General features: G+C 69.6%; 17 protein-coding genes, 4 tRNA genes and 1 pseudogene. 5 read left to right on the top strand and 17 right to left on the bottom strand.

From position 1 onward, the window contains the following. Positions 1-87: 87 nt before the first annotated feature. The 3 genes from nusG to ACFWP5_RS18205 all read right to left on the bottom strand — a co-directional run bounded on the left by nusG (position 88) and on the right by ACFWP5_RS18205 (position 1496). Positions 88-945, bottom strand: a complete 858-nt coding sequence (gene nusG / locus ACFWP5_RS18215) for a transcription termination/antitermination protein NusG (RefSeq protein ID WP_384156887.1) — start codon at positions 943-945, stop codon at positions 88-90. Between the two features lie 77 nt (positions 946-1022). Further along, a complete protein-coding gene (gene secE / locus ACFWP5_RS18210; protein WP_019055477.1) occupies positions 1023-1310 on the bottom strand; it encodes a preprotein translocase subunit SecE in 288 nt (95 codons plus the stop codon). A gap of 113 nt (positions 1311-1423) precedes the next feature. Then, a tRNA-Trp gene (locus ACFWP5_RS18205) sits at positions 1424-1496 on the bottom strand. 261 nt (positions 1497-1757) lie between these two features. On the opposite strand from ACFWP5_RS18205, the gene ACFWP5_RS18200 reads away from it, so the two are divergent. Next, positions 1758-2984: a pyridoxal phosphate-dependent aminotransferase gene (locus tag ACFWP5_RS18200; RefSeq protein WP_384156883.1), complete on the top strand. Its 1227-nt coding sequence runs from the start codon at positions 1758-1760 to the stop codon at positions 2982-2984. A 129-nt stretch (positions 2985-3113) separates the two neighbouring features. Continuing rightward, a complete protein-coding gene (locus ACFWP5_RS18195; protein ID WP_384156879.1) occupies positions 3114-4154 on the top strand; it encodes an adenosine deaminase in 1041 nt (346 codons plus the stop codon). Here the strand turns inward: ACFWP5_RS18195 and ACFWP5_RS18190 are convergent. Both ACFWP5_RS18190 and ACFWP5_RS18185 read right to left on the bottom strand, forming a co-directional pair. Then, positions 4135-4773: pseudogene (locus tag ACFWP5_RS18190) on the bottom strand (hypothetical protein). The gene ACFWP5_RS18195 and the pseudogene ACFWP5_RS18190 sit on opposite strands and share 20 nt — an antisense overlap. A 9-nt stretch (positions 4774-4782) precedes the next feature. Then, positions 4783-5421, bottom strand: coding sequence for a TetR/AcrR family transcriptional regulator (locus ACFWP5_RS18185; RefSeq protein WP_384156876.1), 639 nt, complete (start codon positions 5419-5421; stop codon positions 4783-4785). A gap of 123 nt (positions 5422-5544) precedes the next feature. Between ACFWP5_RS18185 and ACFWP5_RS18180 the strand changes: the two genes are divergently transcribed. After that, positions 5545-6177, top strand: a complete 633-nt coding sequence (locus ACFWP5_RS18180) for an NAD(P)-dependent oxidoreductase (RefSeq protein WP_384156873.1) — start codon at positions 5545-5547, stop codon at positions 6175-6177. A 17-nt stretch (positions 6178-6194) separates the two neighbouring features. Here ACFWP5_RS18180 and ACFWP5_RS18175 read toward each other — a convergent pair whose 3' ends face one another. The 8 genes from ACFWP5_RS18175 to ACFWP5_RS18140 all read right to left on the bottom strand — a co-directional run bounded on the left by ACFWP5_RS18175 (position 6195) and on the right by ACFWP5_RS18140 (position 11377). After that, positions 6195-7259: a UDP-N-acetylmuramate dehydrogenase gene (locus ACFWP5_RS18175; RefSeq protein ID WP_384156871.1), complete on the bottom strand. Its 1065-nt coding sequence runs from the start codon at positions 7257-7259 to the stop codon at positions 6195-6197. A gap of 313 nt (positions 7260-7572) precedes the next feature. Then, a complete protein-coding gene (locus ACFWP5_RS18170; protein ID WP_384156868.1) occupies positions 7573-9054 on the bottom strand; it encodes a DHA2 family efflux MFS transporter permease subunit in 1482 nt (493 codons plus the stop codon). 96 nt (positions 9055-9150) lie between these two features. Further along, the gene (locus ACFWP5_RS18165; RefSeq protein WP_384156865.1) at positions 9151-9720 is read right to left on the bottom strand and encodes a TetR/AcrR family transcriptional regulator; all 570 of its coding nucleotides are present in this window, start codon (positions 9718-9720) and stop codon (positions 9151-9153) included. Positions 9721-9955: 235 nt separating this feature from the next. After that, on the bottom strand, positions 9956-10384 hold the full coding sequence (locus ACFWP5_RS18160) for a MaoC family dehydratase (RefSeq protein ID WP_384156863.1): 429 nt from the start codon (positions 10382-10384) through the stop codon (positions 9956-9958). A 1-nt stretch (position 10385) separates the two neighbouring features. Then, a complete protein-coding gene (locus ACFWP5_RS18155; RefSeq protein WP_384156860.1) occupies positions 10386-10838 on the bottom strand; it encodes a MaoC family dehydratase N-terminal domain-containing protein in 453 nt (150 codons plus the stop codon). A 94-nt stretch (positions 10839-10932) separates the two neighbouring features. Continuing rightward, positions 10933-11097 (bottom strand): 50S ribosomal protein L33, encoded by a 165-nt coding sequence (rpmG, locus tag ACFWP5_RS18150; RefSeq protein WP_003948671.1) that lies wholly within the window; start codon positions 11095-11097, stop codon positions 10933-10935. An 88-nt stretch (positions 11098-11185) separates the two neighbouring features. Further along, positions 11186-11258: transfer RNA gene (locus tag ACFWP5_RS18145), tRNA-Met, on the bottom strand. Positions 11259-11304: 46 nt separating this feature from the next. Next, a tRNA-Thr gene (locus tag ACFWP5_RS18140) sits at positions 11305-11377 on the bottom strand. Between the two features lie 269 nt (positions 11378-11646). Here ACFWP5_RS18140 and ACFWP5_RS18135 point away from each other — a divergent pair. Then, positions 11647-12924: an amidohydrolase family protein gene (locus tag ACFWP5_RS18135; RefSeq protein WP_384156857.1), complete on the top strand. Its 1278-nt coding sequence runs from the start codon at positions 11647-11649 to the stop codon at positions 12922-12924. 143 nt (positions 12925-13067) lie between these two features. Next, positions 13068-13724 (top strand): NAD(P)H-binding protein, encoded by a 657-nt coding sequence (locus ACFWP5_RS18130; RefSeq protein WP_384156854.1) that lies wholly within the window; start codon positions 13068-13070, stop codon positions 13722-13724. A 37-nt stretch (positions 13725-13761) separates the two neighbouring features. Here ACFWP5_RS18130 and ACFWP5_RS18125 read toward each other — a convergent pair whose 3' ends face one another. The 4 genes from ACFWP5_RS18125 to ACFWP5_RS18110 form a co-directional block, all read right to left on the bottom strand. Next, entirely contained in the window at positions 13762-13974 is a 213-nt protein-coding gene (locus ACFWP5_RS18125; RefSeq protein WP_384156851.1) for a hypothetical protein, read from the bottom strand. Between the two features lie 47 nt (positions 13975-14021). Continuing rightward, the gene (locus ACFWP5_RS18120) at positions 14022-14834 is read right to left on the bottom strand and encodes a polysaccharide lyase family 7 protein (protein WP_384156848.1); all 813 of its coding nucleotides are present in this window, start codon (positions 14832-14834) and stop codon (positions 14022-14024) included. A gap of 369 nt (positions 14835-15203) precedes the next feature. Next, positions 15204-15740: an RICIN domain-containing protein gene (locus tag ACFWP5_RS18115; protein WP_384156845.1), complete on the bottom strand. Its 537-nt coding sequence runs from the start codon at positions 15738-15740 to the stop codon at positions 15204-15206. Between the two features lie 943 nt (positions 15741-16683). Further along, a tRNA-Tyr gene (locus ACFWP5_RS18110) sits at positions 16684-16765 on the bottom strand. Positions 16766-16895 lie beyond the last annotated feature (130 nt).

Here is a 16895-nt window from a genome sequence, read left to right as displayed (position 1 = left end):
TATCCCTGCGTGGCTAAAAACCGCGCAGGTCAGAGAGGCTTTTGACAGCCCGTCTGACCTGCGCGGAAGACGTAACTCCAGGAAGAACTAGTTCTTCTGGATCTGGTCGAAGGAGAGCTCCACCGGCGTCTCGCGGCCGAAGATCTCGACGAGACCCTTGACCTTCTTGGAGTCGGCGTTGATCTCGTTGATGGTCGCCTGCAGCGTCGCGAACGGGCCGTCGGTGACGGTGACCGAGTCGCCGACCTCGAAGTCCAGCACCTGGACCTCGAGCTTGCGCTGCGGAACCGGCTTGCCCTCGGCCTCGGCCGCCTCGCGGGCGGCCTTCTCCTCGGCCTCCGGGGCGAGCATCTTGACGATCTCGTCCAGGGTCAGCGGGTACGGGTCGTAGGCGTTGCCCACGAAGCCGGTGACGCCGGGGGTGTTGCGGACGACGCCCCAGGACTCGTTCGTCAGGTCCATGCGGACCAGGACGTAGCCCGGGAGCTTGTTCTGCTTGATCGTCTTGCGCTCGCCGTTCTTGATCTGCGCGACCTCTTCCTGCGGCACCTCGGCCGCGAAGATGAAGTCCTCGACGTTCAGCGAGACGGCGCGCTGCTCCAGGTTCGTCTTCACGCGGTTCTCGTAACCGGCGTACGTGTGGATGACGTACCACTCGCCTGGAAGGAGACGCAGTTCCTCGCGCAGGGCGACGACGGGGTCGACGGGCTCGGCCGGCTCGGCCTCTTCCTCGTCGTCCTCGGCCGCGGCCTCGTCGTCGAGGTCCTCGGTCGCTTCCTCGTCCTCGTCCTCGACGTGCACGGCGGCTTCCTCGGCCGGCTCGCCCGCGTCGGCGTCCGCAGCCTCGACCTCGTCCAGCTCCTCGTCCGCGCCCTCGACGATGTCGAGTTCGTCTTCCACGGACTCGTCCGGCTCGACGGCCTCGTTCAGGTTCGGGTCAGACACGTGGCTGCTTCTTCCTGGATACATGGGGGTGGAACACGCGAAAGGGGCGCCGGTCAGGGCGCCCTTCGCTTCCGGCCTCAGCCGAAGACGTACTTCGCGGCGTGATTGAGTCCATAGTCAATCACGGTCACGAGACCGATCATGATGACGACGAAGACGATGACAACCGTCGTGTACGTCGTCAGCTGGTTGCGCGTCGGCCAGACGACCTTGCGGAGCTCCGCGACGATCTGGCGATAGAAGATGCCGAGGCGCTTCAGCGGGCCCTTCTTGGCGCGCTTGCCACCCTTGCGGGCCTTCTTCTTGGACTCCGACACCTCGTCCTGGGCATCAGGCATGTCGATGGAGCCCACGGCGTCCGCCATTCGTCCTCACCTGTTCCCGGGTCGTGGCCGTGCCGCGCCCGGACTGAGCCGCACGGCGGTGCATTGCTGTACGTACATGCGCTGCGCACACATCCTGGCGAAGGTGTGTGTAGCAGGGCCGGAGGGACTTGAACCCCCAACCGCCGGTTTTGGAGACCGGTGCTCTACCAATTGAGCTACGACCCTTTGTGACATCCCCCAACGTACCGCATCCACCCGAGTGCTCGGTGTGCACCCAGTAGGGCGCGGCTGTTGAAGGCCAACGAGCTAGGAGTGTACGTGTTCCGCGGCCGGTCGTCGAACAGAAAGTGCCTGTACGGGGATTGGCGACGGAAGATCACCCAGGCCGGGGCGGGAATCCGGACGGTTGTTCCATGCTCGCCCGATCCTGTTCAGTCTGTGAAACCGGTGTGCCGGGCGGGTTTCCGGTCTGAAACGATGGGCCCCATGAGCGCCTCAATCCCTCCCACCGAGCGCCGGGTCTCCGCCCGAGTCGGCGCGATCTCCGAGTCCGCCACCCTCGCCGTGGACGCCAAGGCAAAGGCCCTCAAGGCCGCCGGACGTCCGGTGATCGGCTTCGGCGCGGGTGAACCGGACTTCCCGACCCCGGACTACGTCGTCCAGGCCGCCATCGAGGCCTGCTCGAACCCCAAGTACCACCGCTACACCCCGGCCGGCGGTCTCCCGGAGCTGAAGGCCGCGATCGCCGCGAAGACGCTGCGCGACTCGGGCTACGAGGTGGACGCCTCGCAGATCCTGGTCACCAACGGCGGCAAGCAGGCCATCTACGAGGCCTTCGCCGCGATCCTCGACCCGGGCGACGAGGTCATCGTCCCGGCGCCGTACTGGACGACGTACCCGGAGTCGATCCGCCTCGCGGGCGGTGTCCCGGTGGACGTCGTCGCCGACGAGACGACCGGTTACCGCGTCACGGTCGAGCAGTTGGAGGCGGCCCGCACCGAGAACACCAAGGTCGTCCTCTTCGTCTCGCCGTCCAACCCGACCGGCGCCGTCTACAGCGAGGCCGAGGCCGAGGCGATCGGCCGCTGGGCCGTCGAGCACGGCCTGTGGGTCATGACGGACGAGATCTACGAGCACCTGGTCTACGGCGACGCGAAGTTCACCTCGCTGCCCGCGATCCTGCCGGAGCTGCGCGACAAGTGCATCGTGGTCAACGGCGTCGCCAAGACGTACGCCATGACCGGCTGGCGGGTGGGCTGGATCATCGGCCCGAAGGACGTCGTCAAGGCCGCGACCAACCTCCAGTCGCATGCCACCTCGAACGTCTCCAACGTGGCCCAGGTCGCCGCGCTGGCCGCCGTCTCCGGTGATCTGACGGCCGTGGCGGAGATGCGCGAGGCCTTCGACCGCCGCCGCAAGACGATCGTGCGGATGCTCAACGAGATCGACGGCGTGCTCTGCCCGGAGCCCGAGGGCGCGTTCTACGCGTACCCGTCGGTCAAGGCGCTGCTCGGCAAGGAGATCCGCGGCAAGCGCCCGCAGGACTCGGTCGAGCTGGCCGCGCTGATCCTGGAGGAGGCCGAGGTCGCGGTCGTCCCGGGCGAGGCCTTCGGGACCCCCGGTTACCTGCGGCTGTCGTACGCCCTGGGTGACGAGGACCTCGTCGAGGGCGTCAGCCGCATCCAGAAGCTGCTGTCCGAAGCCACGGACTGAGTTTTCGTACCTCTACGCGTGCGTGCGGGCCGTTTCTCTCCGGGGAGGCGGCCCGTTGCTTTGTGCGAGCAAGACCACGATCGAGGAAAGTGGTACCGGCACGGCGGGAACGTACGGCAGGATTCCCAGATGGAGCGTGTACGTGATGTCTCTGAACTGCCGAAAGCCCATCTGCACCTGCACTTCACCGGGTCGATGCGGCCGACCACCGTGCTGGAGCTCGCCGACAAGTACGGCGTACGACTGCCCGACGCCCTGACCGAGGCGCTGACCAGCGGGGAGCCGCCGAAGCTGCGGGCGACGGACGAGCGGGGCTGGTTCCGTTTCCAGCGGCTGTACGACGCGGCGCGGTCGTGCCTGCGGGAGCCCGAGGACATCCAGCGGCTGGTCCGCGAGGCCGCCGAGGAGGACGTCAGGGACGGCTCGGGCTGGCTGGAGATCCAGGTCGACCCGACGTCGTACGCACCGCGCCTGGGCGGCCTGATCCCGGCGCTGGAGGTCATCCTGGACGCGGTGCAGACGACCTCCCGCGAGACCGGGCTCGGGATGCGGGTCCTGGTGGCCGCGAACCGGATGAAGCACCCCCTGGACGCGCGCACGCTGGCCCGGCTGGCCGTGCGGTACGCGGAGCGGGGTGTGGTCGGTTTCGGCCTCTCGAACGACGAACGCCGGGGTATGGCACGGGACTTCGACCGGGCCTTCGCGATCGCCCAGGAGGGTGGCCTGCTGTCGGCCCCGCACGGCGGCGAGTTGGCGGGCCCGGCCTCGGTGCGGGACTGCCTGGACGACCTGCACGCGACCCGGATCGGCCACGGCGTGCGCGCGGCGGAGGACCCGCGCCTGCTGAAGCGGCTCGCGGACCGGGGCATCACCTGCGAGGTGTGCCCCGCCTCGAACGTGGCGCTGGGCGTCTACGAGAAGCCCGAGGACGTGCCCCTAAGGACCCTCTTCGAAGCGGGCGTCCCACTGGCGCTCGGCGCCGACGACCCCCTCCTCTTCGGCTCCCGGCTGGCGGCCCAGTATGAGATCGCCCGCCGCTACCACGCCTTCTCGGACCGCGAACTGGCCGAACTGGCCCGGCAGTCGGTACGCGGATCGGCCGCCCCGGAGGACATGAAGACCAAGCTGCTGTCGGGCATTGACGACTGGCTCAGCGCCCCGGTCGCCTGAAGTGCGCGTAGGGCGGACACGGCTTGAAACAGATCAGGACCTCGGGACCGTGCCCACCGCCACGGTCAGGGGCCAGTTCGCCGTCCAGGGAGGCCATGAACGCCGACTGCCCTTTGACGACCCGCTTCGCCCGCGGTCCCCAGCCCGCCGTGTAGGCGAAGGACGTGGCGGCGGACGCGAGGACGTCACGGCCGCCGATGAGGAAGTACGTACGTACGCGCGTGCGTGGTGTGCCGCAACTGCCCCTGGGCGTACGGCCGCTCCAGCCACGCGCGCGCGTGGCGCTCGGTACGGGCCTCGTCCGTGCGGACGGTGAGCGGGGTGCCACGCCCGAGCGCGCGGCGCAGATCGACCAGCTCCCCGCACCCCTCGTCGGGCGGCACGCTCTCGCGCAGCGGGATGTGCACGATGGTGTGCCGCGAGCAGGCTGCGAACGAGAACAGCCCCGCCAGCCGGCTCAGCCCGTCGTGATCCCCATGAGCATCCCGTACGGCGCCGGGTCGCGCACTGAGGTGTGGCGCAGAGGTTGCCTCGGCTGGACGACACGGTGTTCGTGCGGGCCGATCCGGGGTCTGAACTGGCGGGGTCTCAGCTCCGTTTGCGGTGCCTCATCCGCCAAGGGGCGCGGTCAGGAGGGGTCCTCGACAACGGAGATTCCGCCCAGCAGCGTCCGGGCCAGGCGTGGCGCGAACTCGTCCACGGGCGGTCGTACGCCGGTGCCCGCCGCCTCGTAGGCGAACGCGCGCTGTGCGCAGGCGCCCAGGAGGAGGGACGCGGCCGCGAAGGTGTCCGCGCCGGGGCGGACGCGGCCGGCGGTCTGTTCGGCGCGCAGATAGGCGTCCAGGCCCTCGATCGGCTTGTGGGGGCCCGAGCCGAGCTGCCGCAGCGCTTCGTCGTGGCGCCGCTTGAGCTGGGTCTCGGCGTACAGGGAGGCCGCGATCGGGAAGCTCTGCTCATAGAAGAGGGCCGCCTGGCGGGCGATCTCGGTGAGGTTGTCCTCCAGGGAGTGCCGTCCGGGCTCGGCGGCGAGGCTGCGCAGCAGCGGGGTCAGCTGGGGCAGCCGTTCCGCGAGGACGCGGATGAACAGCTCCTCCTTGCTGGCGAAGTACTTGTAGAGCGCGGCTTCGGAGCAGCCGGCGGCCTTCGCGATCTCCTTGGTGGTCGCCCGGGCCAGACCGACGGTGAGCATCAGCTCGTGGGCGGCGTCGAGGATGCGGACCCGGGCGGGTTTCTGAGGGGCGGGCTCCGGGGCCTGTTTCTGCTGCATGGGGCCCAAGGATTCCATGGCCGGTCCGTTCGGGCTTGACGGGTGGGTGAGTACTTACCCACTCTAGAGGGAGGCAGGGGTGAGTGAACACTCACCCACCTCACGAAGAGGCAGGAGTGCGCCATGAAGCTCACCGTTTTCGGTGCCACCGGAGGCATCGGCCAGGAGATCGTCCGCCAGGCACTGGCCTCGGGCCACGAGGTCACGGCGGTCGTAAGGGACCCGGCGCGGCTCACCGTGCGGGGCGCGGGCCTGGAGGTGTTCCGCGCGGACCTCACCGACCCGGAGGCGGTACGCCCGGCGGTCGCGGGCCGGGACGCGGTCCTGTCCGGGCTCGGCGCCCGCAGCCGCAAGGACGCGGGGATCGCGACCCGGCTCACGCGTACGGTCCTGGCGGCCATGGAGGCGGAGGGGGTGCGCCGGGTGCTGGTGGTGAGCGCCGGTCCGATCGGCCCGGACCCGGAGGGCGCCGGGCTCCTCGACCGCACCGCGCGCGGGCTGATCTCGGCCCTCCTGAAGGACGTCTACGACGACCTGCGGGAGATGGAGGCGGCCCTGGCCGGCAGCGCCACGGACTGGACGAGCATCCGCCCGCCACGCCTGCAGAACAAACCGCTGACCGGCACATACCGCACGGTCGTGGGCGGTTTCCCCGCCCGAGGCCGGTTCATCGCCCGCGCGGACGTCGCCCACGCGATGCTGACGATGGCGGACGATCCCCGGACGGTGAAGCAGGGGGTGGGGGTGGCCTATTGAGGTCCCTTGAGGGCGACTTACCGGCTGTCGAGGCTGACGCCGACGGTCACCGGTTCGTTGACGAGGGTGACCCCGAAGGTGTCGTGGACGCCGGCGACGACCTCGCGCGCGAGGGCGAGCAGGTCCGCCGTGGTCGCCTCGCCCCGGTTGGTGAGGGCGAGGGTGTGCTTGGTGGAGATCCGGGCGGGCCCGCTGCCGTACCCCTTGGTGAAGCCGGCCTTGTCGATCAGCCAGGCGGCGGAGGTCTTGATGTGCCCCTCCCCCGCCGGGTACGCGGGCGGCTCCGCACCCTCCCCGAGACGCTCCTCCACGCGCGCGTGGAACGCGGTGAACTGCGCGTCGGTGAGGATCGGGTTGGTGAAGAAGGAACCGGCCGACCAGGTGTCGTGGTCCTCGGGGTCCAGGACCATGCCCTTGCCGGCGCGCAACGCGAGAACGGTCTCCCGGGCCCGCGCGAGCGGCACGCGGTCACCGGGCTCGACCCCGAGAACCCGGGCCGTCTCGGCGTACTTGACCGGCGCCGACAGCCCGTCCGCGTCCTCCAGCTCAAAGCGGACGCGCAGCACGACATAGCGCTCGGGGTCGGCCTTGAACCGGCTGTGCCGGTAGGAGAAGGCGCACTCCTCGTTGGCAAGGGTGACCGTCTCGCGGGTGGCGCGGTCGTAGGCGACGACCTCGGTGATGGTGGCGGAGACTTCCTGGCCGTACGCCCCGACGTTCTGAATCGGGGTCGCACCGGCCGATCCAGGAATCCCGGCGAGACACTCGACCCCGGCGAGCCCGGCCTCGACGGTGCGGGCAACGGCATCGGTCCACACCTCACCGGCCGCCAACTCCAGCCGCGTGCCGTCGAGTTCGAAGCCACGGGTGGCGATCCGCAGGGCGGTCCCCTCGAACCCCTTGTCCCCGATGACGAGGTTCGACCCACCCCCGATGACCAGCAACGGCGTCCCGGCGTCATCGGCCTCACGCACGACGTCGATCACCTCGGCGTCGGTGCCCGCGGTGATCAACCGGGTCGCGGGACCGCCCAACCTGAAGGTGGTGAGGGGGGCGAGGGGGGCATCGTGGAGTTCCTGCACGGGGCCAAGCGTACGAGACGGGACTGACAAGTCTGGGGGTGGCGGGGTGTGGCCGTCGTTTTCGGCGCGGGGCGGACGTCCGACACGGGCAGTGTGTGCGGCGCGGGGCGGGGCGACTGACGCGGGCACCGCATCCGGCACGGGTCACGCGCCCCGCACGATGTGCCGCATCCACCCGGACCACGCACCCGTGAAGCTCCCCCGGCAACGGCAGACGCCCACCCACCTGAAGTCCCACAGGCCAAGCCGCACGCACGCGTGGAGCCCCACCGCCAACGGCAGGGCCCCACGCGTGCGTGCACAGGTGTCCCGGTCAGTGACCGGCGTTCTCCAGTACCGAGTCGGACCCGGAAGACCCGGCCGACCCCGCACGATCCGCCGGCTCGGCCGATTCGGAAGTCGCCGCAAGCTCCGCCGCTCGCCGCCTCGTCGGGATCATGAGCGTCGCGACTCCCGCGAGGGCGACCACGGCCGCCCCGGTGACCAGCGCGGGCTTCAGGCCGTCGACGAAGGTCTGTGCGGTCTGGTAGCCGCCCTGGGCCGAGAAGATGGACGCCATGACGGCGATGCCGAGCGCGCCGCCCACCTCGCGGAGCGCGTTGTTGGCGCCGGAGGCGATGCCCTGTTCCTGGGGGCGGACGCTGGACATGACCAGGTTGGAGGCCGGCGCGAAGAACAGGGCCATGCCGATGCCGCTGAGGATCAGGCCGGGCAGCTGGGCGCCGTAGGAGACGTCGGTGGTGACGACGTAGGACATCCAGCCGAGACCGGCCGCCTGCAGGAAGAGGCCCGCGGCGACGACCGGGCGGCCGCCGATGCGGTCGGAGAGGATGCCGGCGATGGGGGCGACGAGCATCGGCATACCGGTCCAGGGGAGCATCCGCAGGCCCGCCTCGGTGGGCGAGTAGCCGAGGACGCCCTGCATGTACTGGCTGAGCAGGAAGATCGACCCGAACATCCCGAGGAACATCAGCAGGCTCGCGGCATTGATCCCGGAGAAGGCGCGGGAGCGGAACAGCCGCATCGGGAGCATCGGGTTCTTGGCGTTGACGCTGTAGATGATGAAGCCGGCGAACAGCGCGCTCCCCGCGAACAGTCCGGCGAGGACGAGCGAGCTGGTCCAGCCGTCGGCGGGCCCGCGGACCAGGCCGTACACGATGCCGAAGAGGCCGCCGCTGGCGAGCAGGGTGCCGGGGAAGTCGAGCGGGGCGCCGGTGCCGTACGACTCGGAGAGGCGCAGGCGGGCGAGCGGCAGCAGGGCCAGGCCGAGCGGGACGTTCAGCCAGAAGATCCAGTGCCAGGAGATGTGCTCGGTGAGGCTGCCGCCGATGAGCGGGCCGGAGGCGACGGCGAGCCCGTTCACCGCGCCCCATATGCCGTACGCCATCCCGCGCTTGGCCGCGGGTACGGCCGCCGTCAGCAGGGTCAGTGTCAGCGGCATCATGATCGCCGCGCCGACGCCCTGGACCGCGCGGGCCGCGATGAGGGACTCGATGCCGGGTGCCATGGCCGCGGCGGCGGAGGCGCCGGTGAAGACGGTGATGCCGACGAGGAAGAGCCGGCGGCGGCCGAACCGGTCGCCGAGCGCCGCGCCGAACATCAGCAGGACGGCGAAGGTGAGCGTGTAGGCGCTCACGGTCCATTCCAGGTCGCCCAGCGCTCCCCCGAGGTCCTTGCGGATGGACGGCAGGGCGGTGGTGACGACGAGGTTGTCCAGGGCCGCCATGAATCCGGCGACGCTGGTGATGACGAGGGCCCAGACCATTCCCCCGCGCCGTGCGGTTGGCTGTGACATCGCTCCCCCAAAGGGTGCTCGTACCGATGATTAGTTATTGATGACTAACTTTGCCGCGCAGGAAAAGGCGAAGGATCCGCCCCTTGTCGATGCCCGCTACTTCTCCAGCCGGCCGGTGATCCGCGCCGACGGATACAACCCTTCCCAGACCCGATGCTCGGGCGGAAAACCCATGGCCGCAAGGGTGTTGATCAGCATTCCGTACGCCAGGAAGGTCGTGGTCTGGTCCACATCCGCCCCCAAGGGCAGATGCACGACGTCCCAGAGCTTCATCCAGCCCTTCCGTACGGCCTCGCCGAACTCGTGGTCACCCTCCGCCTCGGCGGCGGCCACCGTGATGTACGTCTGCATCTGCATCTGCAGCTTCTCGGGATACTCCGTGATGAGCTGCACATAGCGGTTGGCCATGGCATGCAGGGCCTCTTCGCCCTCCAGCCCCTTGGACGACTCCTCCAAGACCCGGCACACGTCCTCGACGCACCGCAGCGAGGCCGCCGCGAAGATCGCCTTCTTGCCCGGGAAGAGCCGGAAGAGATACGGCTGCGAGACACCGACCCGCTTGGCGATCGCCTCGGTGGAGGTGCCGTAGTACCCCCGCTGCGCGAACTCGGTGATCGCCGCGCGGACGACGCTCTCGCGCCTCTCTTCTGCGCTCATCCTGACCATGCGAGAAAGTTAGTACTCAATCACTAACTTGGTCAAGGGGTGGGTCCGGCGGAGTTCCGGGACGGGAGCGGGAACGGGCGGCGGGGATCGCCGGATGTGTGGCACGGCACATGGGCGGGTCGGCTCCGGACCCGCCGGTGTCACTGCCAGTCACCAAGTCGGCCCGGGACGACCTACAAGTAGGCCGACCTACAGGTAAGGGGCGCCCACAATAGCGGCCGCCCCTTACCTCAGCTCACGCCAGTCGTACGACCGCCCGTGACATCCCGAGCACCTTCTGGCCGGCGCTCATCGCCACCAGGTCCACGCGGACCGTGTTGTCGTCGAGCTTGGCGGCGACCTTGGCGCTGACCTCGACGGTCGCGCCCTGGTCGTCGTTCGGGACGACGACGGGCTTGGTGAAGCGGACGCCGTACTCGACGACCGCGCCCGGGTCGCCGGTCCAGTCGGTGACCACGCGGATCGCCTCGGCCATGGTGAACATGCCGTGCGCGATGACGTCCGGGAGCCCGACCTCCTTGGCGAACTTCTCGTTCCAGTGGATCGGGTTGAAGTCCCCGGAGGCGCCCGCGTACTGGACGAGGGCGGCGCGGGTCACGGGGAAGGCCTGGGCCGGCAGCTCGGTGCCGACCTCGACGTCGTCGTACGCGATGTTCGCCGTCATGTCAGCTCTCCTCCGCCGCGCGGGCCACGAGCTTGGTCCAGGCGGTCACGACGTGCTCGCCGGCCTCGTCGTGGACCTCACCGCGGATGTCCAGGATGTCGTTGCCCGCCATCGACTTGATCGCCTCGATCGTGGAGGTGACCGTGAGGCGGTCACCGGCGCGCACGGGGCGGACGTAGACGAACTTCTGGTCGCCGTGCACGACCCGGCTGTAGTCGAGGCCGAGCTGCGGGTCCTGGACGACCTGTCCCGCGGCCTTGAACGTGATGGAGAAGACGAAGGTCGGCGGGGCGATCACATCGGGGTGGCCGAACGCCTTGGCGGCCTCCGGGTCCGTGTACGCCGGGTTGGCGTCCCCCACCGCCTCCGCGAACTCGCGGATCTTCTCCCGGCCCACCTCGTACGGGTCGGTGGGCGGGTAGGTCCGCCCCACGAAGGACTGGTCGAGCGCCATGGCCCGGTACCTCCTGATGTTCCTGCTGCTGTGTGGGGAACGACGCGAGGCCGCCCCCAGACTTCGGGGACGGCCTCGTGTACGAGCCTGATTCTTATCGCGTTTCGCGGTGCGCGGTGTGCGCATTGCAACGCGGGCAGTGCTTCTTCATCTCCAGTCGGTCCGGGTTGTTACGCCGGTTCTTCTTGGTGATGTAGTTCCGCTCCTTGCACTCCACGCAGGCCAGCGTGATCTTCGGGCGGACGTCGGTGGCAGCCACAGGAGTGCTCCTTGACGAACGGATGGGACTATGAACGCATAACAGAGTAGCCGATCGAAGGACCGACCCCGCAATCGGCTACTGTCAGTAGCGGTGACCGGACTTGAACCGGTGACACAGCGATTATGAGCCGCTTGCTCTACCGACTGAGCTACACCGCTGCGATGCGATCGGTTCCCACCTTGCGACGAGAACCTCACACACCAGAGCCCCAATACGGAATCGAACCGTAGACCTTCTCCTTACCATGGAGACGCTCTACCGACTGAGCTATTGGGGCGAGCGATGAAGACATTACACGCTCGGCGACCGTTCGCCCAAATCCGTTTCGCGGCACCGCTCCAACCGCTTCCACGACCCTCCCAGAGGCCTCAGGGGCCCCTCCCGTATGGGGGACCACACCGGTACGACTATTGCGCTCCTCCCGGCCGTGAGCGGATCACCGCCCTAGGCTCGACTCACTCTGCGTGATCTTGCGCCCCTTTGCGCAGTCCCCAGTCCTGAGCCCCGCAGCCCCGAGCCCGCGAAGCCCTGAGCCCCTGGAGCGCGATGCCCGACAGCCAGCCCCAGCCGTCCCACTCGTCGTCTGGTCCGTCGGGTTCCTCAGGCTCGTCGGGACCGGCCGACCCGGCCGCGCTCCTGCTGTGCGGGGCCCGGCTGACCGACGGCCGGACCGTGGACGTACGGCTCGACGGCGGGCGCATCGAGGCGGTCGGCACGGCCGGCAGCCTGGCGACGGACGCCACGCGCGCGTGCGGCGCGCGCGTGGACCTCAGCGGCTATCTCCTCCTCCCGGCCCCCGCCGAACCGCACACGCACAGTGACACCGCCCTGTCGGCCGAGAACGGCGGACCGGTCTCCTACGACCCCGATGACGTCCAGCGCCGCGCGACCGAGGCGGCGCTGCTGCAACTCGGGCACGGGGCCACGGCACAGCGGGCACACGTGCGCGTGGGGGACGTTCAGGGGCTGAGCGCGCTGGCCGCCGTACTGCAGGCGCGGCGGGCGCTGCGGGGGCTGGCGGAGTTGACGGCGGTGGCGATGCCCCGGCTACTGACCGGGGTGGCGGGGGCTGACGGGCTCGCGATGCTGCGGGACGCGCTGAAAATGGGTGCCTCCGTAGTGGGCGGTTGTCCAGATCTGGACCCCGATCCGACGGGGTACGTGGAGGCGGTCCTGGAGGTCGCGTCCGAGCACGGGTGCCCGGTCGACCTGCACACGGACGCCGCCGACCCGACCCGCCTGGCCCGGCTGGCGGCCGTCGCGGGCGGAATGCGCCCCGGGGTGACGCTCGGCCCCTGCGGCGGCCTGGGACGGCTGCCTGCGGACACGGTCACACGGATCGCGGACCAACTGGCCGCGGCCGACGTGACGGTGGTCTGCCTGCCGCAGGGCGGCTGCGGCGGCGTCGACCGCCGGGGCACGGCTCCCGTACGGCTGCTGCGCACGGCCGGCGTCCAGGTGGCCGCGGGCAGCGGCGCCCTGCGTGACGTGTCCAACCCGGTGGGCCGCGGGGACCCCTTGGAGGCGGCCTACCTGCTGGCCTCGCGCCACGGGATGCGGCCCGAGGACGCCTACGACACGGTGAGTTCCTCGGCACGCGCGGCGCTCGGCCTGCCCGAGGTGCGGGTCGAGGCGGGATTTCCGGCCGAACTGCTCGCGGTGCGCGGCGACCGGCTCGCGGGTGCGCTGTCGTTGGCGTACAGCCGGATCGTGGTGCACCGGGGGCGCGTGGTGGCACGGACGAGCGCGGTCCGGGAGTACTGCAACACGGCGGCGGGCTCGGAGTTGGGGCTGCCCCGGCAGGGACGGGGCGACTTGTCGTGAGCCGTCGGCGCCGCGCCGGGGCGCACGCCTGAGGCACTGGGGCTCGGGTCCGCGCGCCCGGCGCGTCCATCGCGGGTGTGCGCCGCTGGGACGCGGCTGAAGTCATGCGGCGCGTGCGGCCGTCCGGGCGTACGGTCGAAGGCATGCGCATTGTCATCGCTGGAGGTCATGGTCAGATCGCGCTGCGGCTGGAGCGCCTGCTCGCCGCGCGCGGTGAAGAGGTCGCGGGCATCATCCGCAACGCCGAACAGAGCGACGATCTACGGGCGGCCGGCGCCGAACCGCTCCTGCTCGACCTGGAGTCGGCCTCGGTCGAGGAGGTCGCGGCGCAGCTGCGGGGCGCGGACGCGGCGGTCTTCGCGGCGGGCGCGGGCCCGAACAGCGGCACGGCCCGCAAGGACACGGTGGACCGGGGTTCGGCGGTGCTGTTCGCCGACGCGGCGGTCCTGGCGGGCGTACGGCGCCACGTCGTCGTGTCCTCGATGGGCGCGGATCCGACGCACTCCGGGGACGGCGTCTTCGACGTGTATCTGCGGGCCAAGGGCGAGGCCGACGCGTACGTACGCGGCCTGGACGCCCTGGACTGGACGATCCTGCGCCCCGGTTCGCTCACGAACGACGCCGGCACCGGGCTGGTCCGGCTGGAGGCCCACACCGGCCGCGGCGCGATCCCCCGCGACGACGTGGCCGCCGTACTCGCGGAGTTGGTGGAGACGCCGGCGACGGCCGGCCTGACGCTGGAGCTGATCGGTGGATCCGCGCCGGTGTCGGTGGCGGTGAAGTCGGTGGCGGGGAACTGAGGAACCGGAGAGCCGAGGAACCGAGGTTCCCCGCCGTCTAGAACAGCGGCATCTGTCCGGGGAACTCCGGCACCACGTACCCGTCCAACGCGGGCTGGGCCGCCCCGAGTTCCGCCTGGCGGCGGGACCCGGGGCACGACACGAGGTCCCCGGTCTCCCGCGCGCCGGGCGGGTCGTGCCGCGCGTATCGGCCGGCCACGACGGCGATTTCACGACGGCACTCGGGGCAGCTTCTGCGGCGTGACGACATGGGATCAGTCTGCCCCGCCGCACGCCGGGTCGGCGGTCGAGGCTCGCTCAGCTGTGGGCGACGGTGAGGCCGTAGAAGGCGACGCGGGCGCCCTTGGTGGTGCTGTCGGAGGACGACTGGTTGTACGAACCGGCCTTGAAGTACTGCTTGTAGGCGTTGAAGGACGACGGGATGGCGTAGTGCGTGGTGCTCCCGTTGACCGTCAGGTTGATGGTGTTTCCGCCCGAGACGCCGATCGTGTAGCTCCACGTCTTGCCGACCGAGACGTTGCCGACGGTGTGCAGGGTCTGTCCGCCGGAGGGCGAGTTCTCCGTGCCGAGGACGATGTCGCCGCTCGACCGGTAGTACAGCTCCAGCAGCGGCTTGGTGGAGGTGCCTCCGGTGCCGAGGTGGATCTGGCCGACGCAGACGTTCGAGGTGACGGATACGACCCGCAGCGTCGCCTTCATCGTGTGGGTGCCGCTGAGCGACCAGTTGGCGGCGCTGCCGCTGCGGTTCATCTCCCGCAGTTCGGAGCGGGCGTAGTTCGAGTTCGGGGTGGTGACGCCCTTCTCCGGCGCCCAGAAGGTCATCGCGCCGTCGCGGGTGTCCGTGTAGAAGTACGAGTCCTGGAACCCGTTGGCCCCCTGGAGCCGGGACGACGAGATCGTCGTGGGCGAGCCGGGGGAACCGATCGGCTCCTGGAGCTGCCACACCCCCAGGTCGAAGTTCCCGCCGGGCGCGACGGAGGGGTCCGCCAGGGGTGAGGCGACGACGCCGGCGGCGCCGGTACTGCCCGACGCGGCGGGAGCCGCGAGGGCGAGGCCGCCGGTGACGGCGACGACGGTGGCCAGGGAGGTGAGCAGCGTACGCATGCGCATGGGGGGTGCCTTCCTGTCTGCTCTGTGGACTCGGTTGGCGAAGCGCGGGTTCACGTATATGAACTTCATGTTTCAACGTGAACGCGATGCCGCGACAGTAGGACCGTGGCACGGGCACGTCAAGGTTGGCGGCAGAGCGAGCGGGGGCCGCGGAATGCCTCGGCAACGACGAAAGGGTCTGTGATCAGCATTGCCGCTGATCACAGACCCTTTCTCCGGCCGGACCCGCCCCACGTGGACCCCACTCACCGTCCATGCCGCCGGGCGGCCGGTGTGTGCGGGTTGACGGTGAGATCCCCGGCCTGGCCCACGGCGTGGTGGACATCGCGGAGTTCTCGCAGCGGGCAGGGTCGTCCGTTCTCGCCGGGGTCAGGACTGGTTCCACTGCTGATACCCGGAGAAGGAACAGGAGTACTGCACCTCCCGGGTACGGTCGACCGAGCCGAGATCAATGGGACTCAGGCACTTGCCGCTGTGTCGGGTGACGAGCTGCGACCAGCCGCTGACGGTGCTCGCGCCCTTGGTCCACTGCTGGTTGTACCCGCTGTCGCAGTCCTCTATCTGAACGAAGGCTTGTTCGCTCTGGCTCGAATTCGCGACTTCCATGCATCTGCCGCTGCTCGCGACGACGAGCTGGAAATAGCCACTGTCGGTCGCCCGCAACGCCCACTGCTGATTGACGGTTCCATTGCAGGTGTACTGCTGGACTACGGAGCCGTTGACCTGACCTCCGGCGTCCAGGCATTTACCGTTGTTCAGATCTTTGAACTGGTAGTAGGTCACGGACCGAGGTGTGACGGTCGAGGCACCCGCGCTCGCCGGCGAGGTAAAGGCCAGGACGAAGCCGAACGCCGCAGTGATCGCCGCGAGTCCGGTAGCCGCCTTCCGGAGGGTGTGCTTTTTCATGCTGGTGATCCCCTCTTCCTTCGACTACACCGAACGCTCGGCGGTCAGCGTGGTGCGCCAGGAGCCGCTTGTCGCTCCTTGTTCCGCTCAGCGGGCCCGGTTCACCGGCTGCCCCGGGCTTCGCCGAACGCCTCACCCATCCGCTGGCCAACGCCCGCGAGCCGCTCCGGACAGCGTCAGGAGTCGACGTCGATCAGGAATCAGGGCCGCGTTTCTTTGGAGTGTGAATTCCCTTGTCTTTGGCGTTCTTTCAGGGTCCAGGAATTACGGGGCGACCAAGCCACTGCTGTTTCACCGGTGACGCTTGCGGGGCACGCCCCACGGAAAGCAAGTGCGCGCTGGAGGCGAGCAATTCTGGATACTGCTCAGCCCTTCGCGCGGCCAAGGCTTTCTGCCCGATGGAAGTACGCCGGGGTGAAGTCGAAAAGAGACGCCGCGCAGATGGCGGACGCCTGCTCAACAGGGCGGGCGATGGGATCGACCGAAGGGACTGCGTATCCGTCTTTGGCCAAGCACTCCGCATGCACGCCAGTCCCGCCGCCGACATCCGCGCAGTCGCCGTCTCGTGACGCTCTTCGGCTGCGTCTACTACGCGGCGGCACAGCCGGCTGAAGCCATCGGCCGATCCCGCCCGGCCCGGTGGCCTCGCTGCGGTGGCACCTCACCGCGTACGGCACGGCCCCCGATGGGCGGGTGTTCCAGACGATGCGCGGTGGGCCGGTCCAGGACACGGGCTATGGCGAGCTCTGGGCTGCGGCTCGCACCCGGGCCCTGACAACGACCGAAGTGACGATCCCGAAATCCCGTCCACTCCCCGTCCACCCGCTTCGAGACGGGGCGTTCGAACGCGGGACAGAGCGAGACAGTACGTAGATCGGCACGGCGCATGACGAAGGGCCCGTGACCTGCACTGAATGCAGGTCACGGGCCCTTCGTTTCCGTGTGGCGGCGCCAGGGTTCGAACCTGGGTAGGCTAAGCCGGCAGATTTACAGTCTGCTCCCTTTGGCCGCTCGGGCACACCGCCAGGGTTGCTGCCTCTCGAACCGCTTTTCGGCGGTGCTCCGTGGCAACGACGTAAACGATACCCGATGCACAGGGGTGCTTCGCCACCCGATTGACCGGCGCTCGGAGGGGAGGGGGTGGCTAGGCTTATG

The organism is Streptomyces sp. NPDC058469 (genome assembly GCF_042721125.1).
GTDB lineage: Bacteria > Actinomycetota > Actinomycetes > Streptomycetales > Streptomycetaceae > Streptomyces.
This window is presented reverse-complemented; position numbering and strand designations above follow the sequence as displayed.

Coding starts and splice junctions, on each gene's coding strand:
- secE (WP_019055477.1), bottom strand. CDS start 1,310: ATGGCGGACGCCGTGGGCTCCATCGACATGCCTGATGCCCAGGACGAG.
- ACFWP5_RS18200 (WP_384156883.1), top strand. CDS start 1,758: ATGAGCGCCTCAATCCCTCCCACCGAGCGCCGGGTCTCCGCCCGAGTC.
- ACFWP5_RS18195 (WP_384156879.1), top strand. CDS start 3,114: ATGGAGCGTGTACGTGATGTCTCTGAACTGCCGAAAGCCCATCTGCAC.
- ACFWP5_RS18185 (WP_384156876.1), bottom strand. CDS start 5,421: ATGCAGCAGAAACAGGCCCCGGAGCCCGCCCCTCAGAAACCCGCCCGG.
- ACFWP5_RS18180 (WP_384156873.1), top strand. CDS start 5,545: ATGAAGCTCACCGTTTTCGGTGCCACCGGAGGCATCGGCCAGGAGATC.
- ACFWP5_RS18170 (WP_384156868.1), bottom strand. CDS start 9,054: ATGTCACAGCCAACCGCACGGCGCGGGGGAATGGTCTGGGCCCTCGTC.
- ACFWP5_RS18165 (WP_384156865.1), bottom strand. CDS start 9,720: ATGGTCAGGATGAGCGCAGAAGAGAGGCGCGAGAGCGTCGTCCGCGCG.
- ACFWP5_RS18160 (WP_384156863.1), bottom strand. CDS start 10,384: ATGACGGCGAACATCGCGTACGACGACGTCGAGGTCGGCACCGAGCTG.
- ACFWP5_RS18155 (WP_384156860.1), bottom strand. CDS start 10,838: ATGGCGCTCGACCAGTCCTTCGTGGGGCGGACCTACCCGCCCACCGAC.
- ACFWP5_RS18135 (WP_384156857.1), top strand. CDS start 11,647: ATGCCCGACAGCCAGCCCCAGCCGTCCCACTCGTCGTCTGGTCCGTCG.
- ACFWP5_RS18130 (WP_384156854.1), top strand. CDS start 13,068: ATGCGCATTGTCATCGCTGGAGGTCATGGTCAGATCGCGCTGCGGCTG.
- ACFWP5_RS18125 (WP_384156851.1), bottom strand. CDS start 13,974: ATGTCGTCACGCCGCAGAAGCTGCCCCGAGTGCCGTCGTGAAATCGCC.
- ACFWP5_RS18120 (WP_384156848.1), bottom strand. CDS start 14,834: ATGCGCATGCGTACGCTGCTCACCTCCCTGGCCACCGTCGTCGCCGTC.
- ACFWP5_RS18115 (WP_384156845.1), bottom strand. CDS start 15,740: ATGAAAAAGCACACCCTCCGGAAGGCGGCTACCGGACTCGCGGCGATC.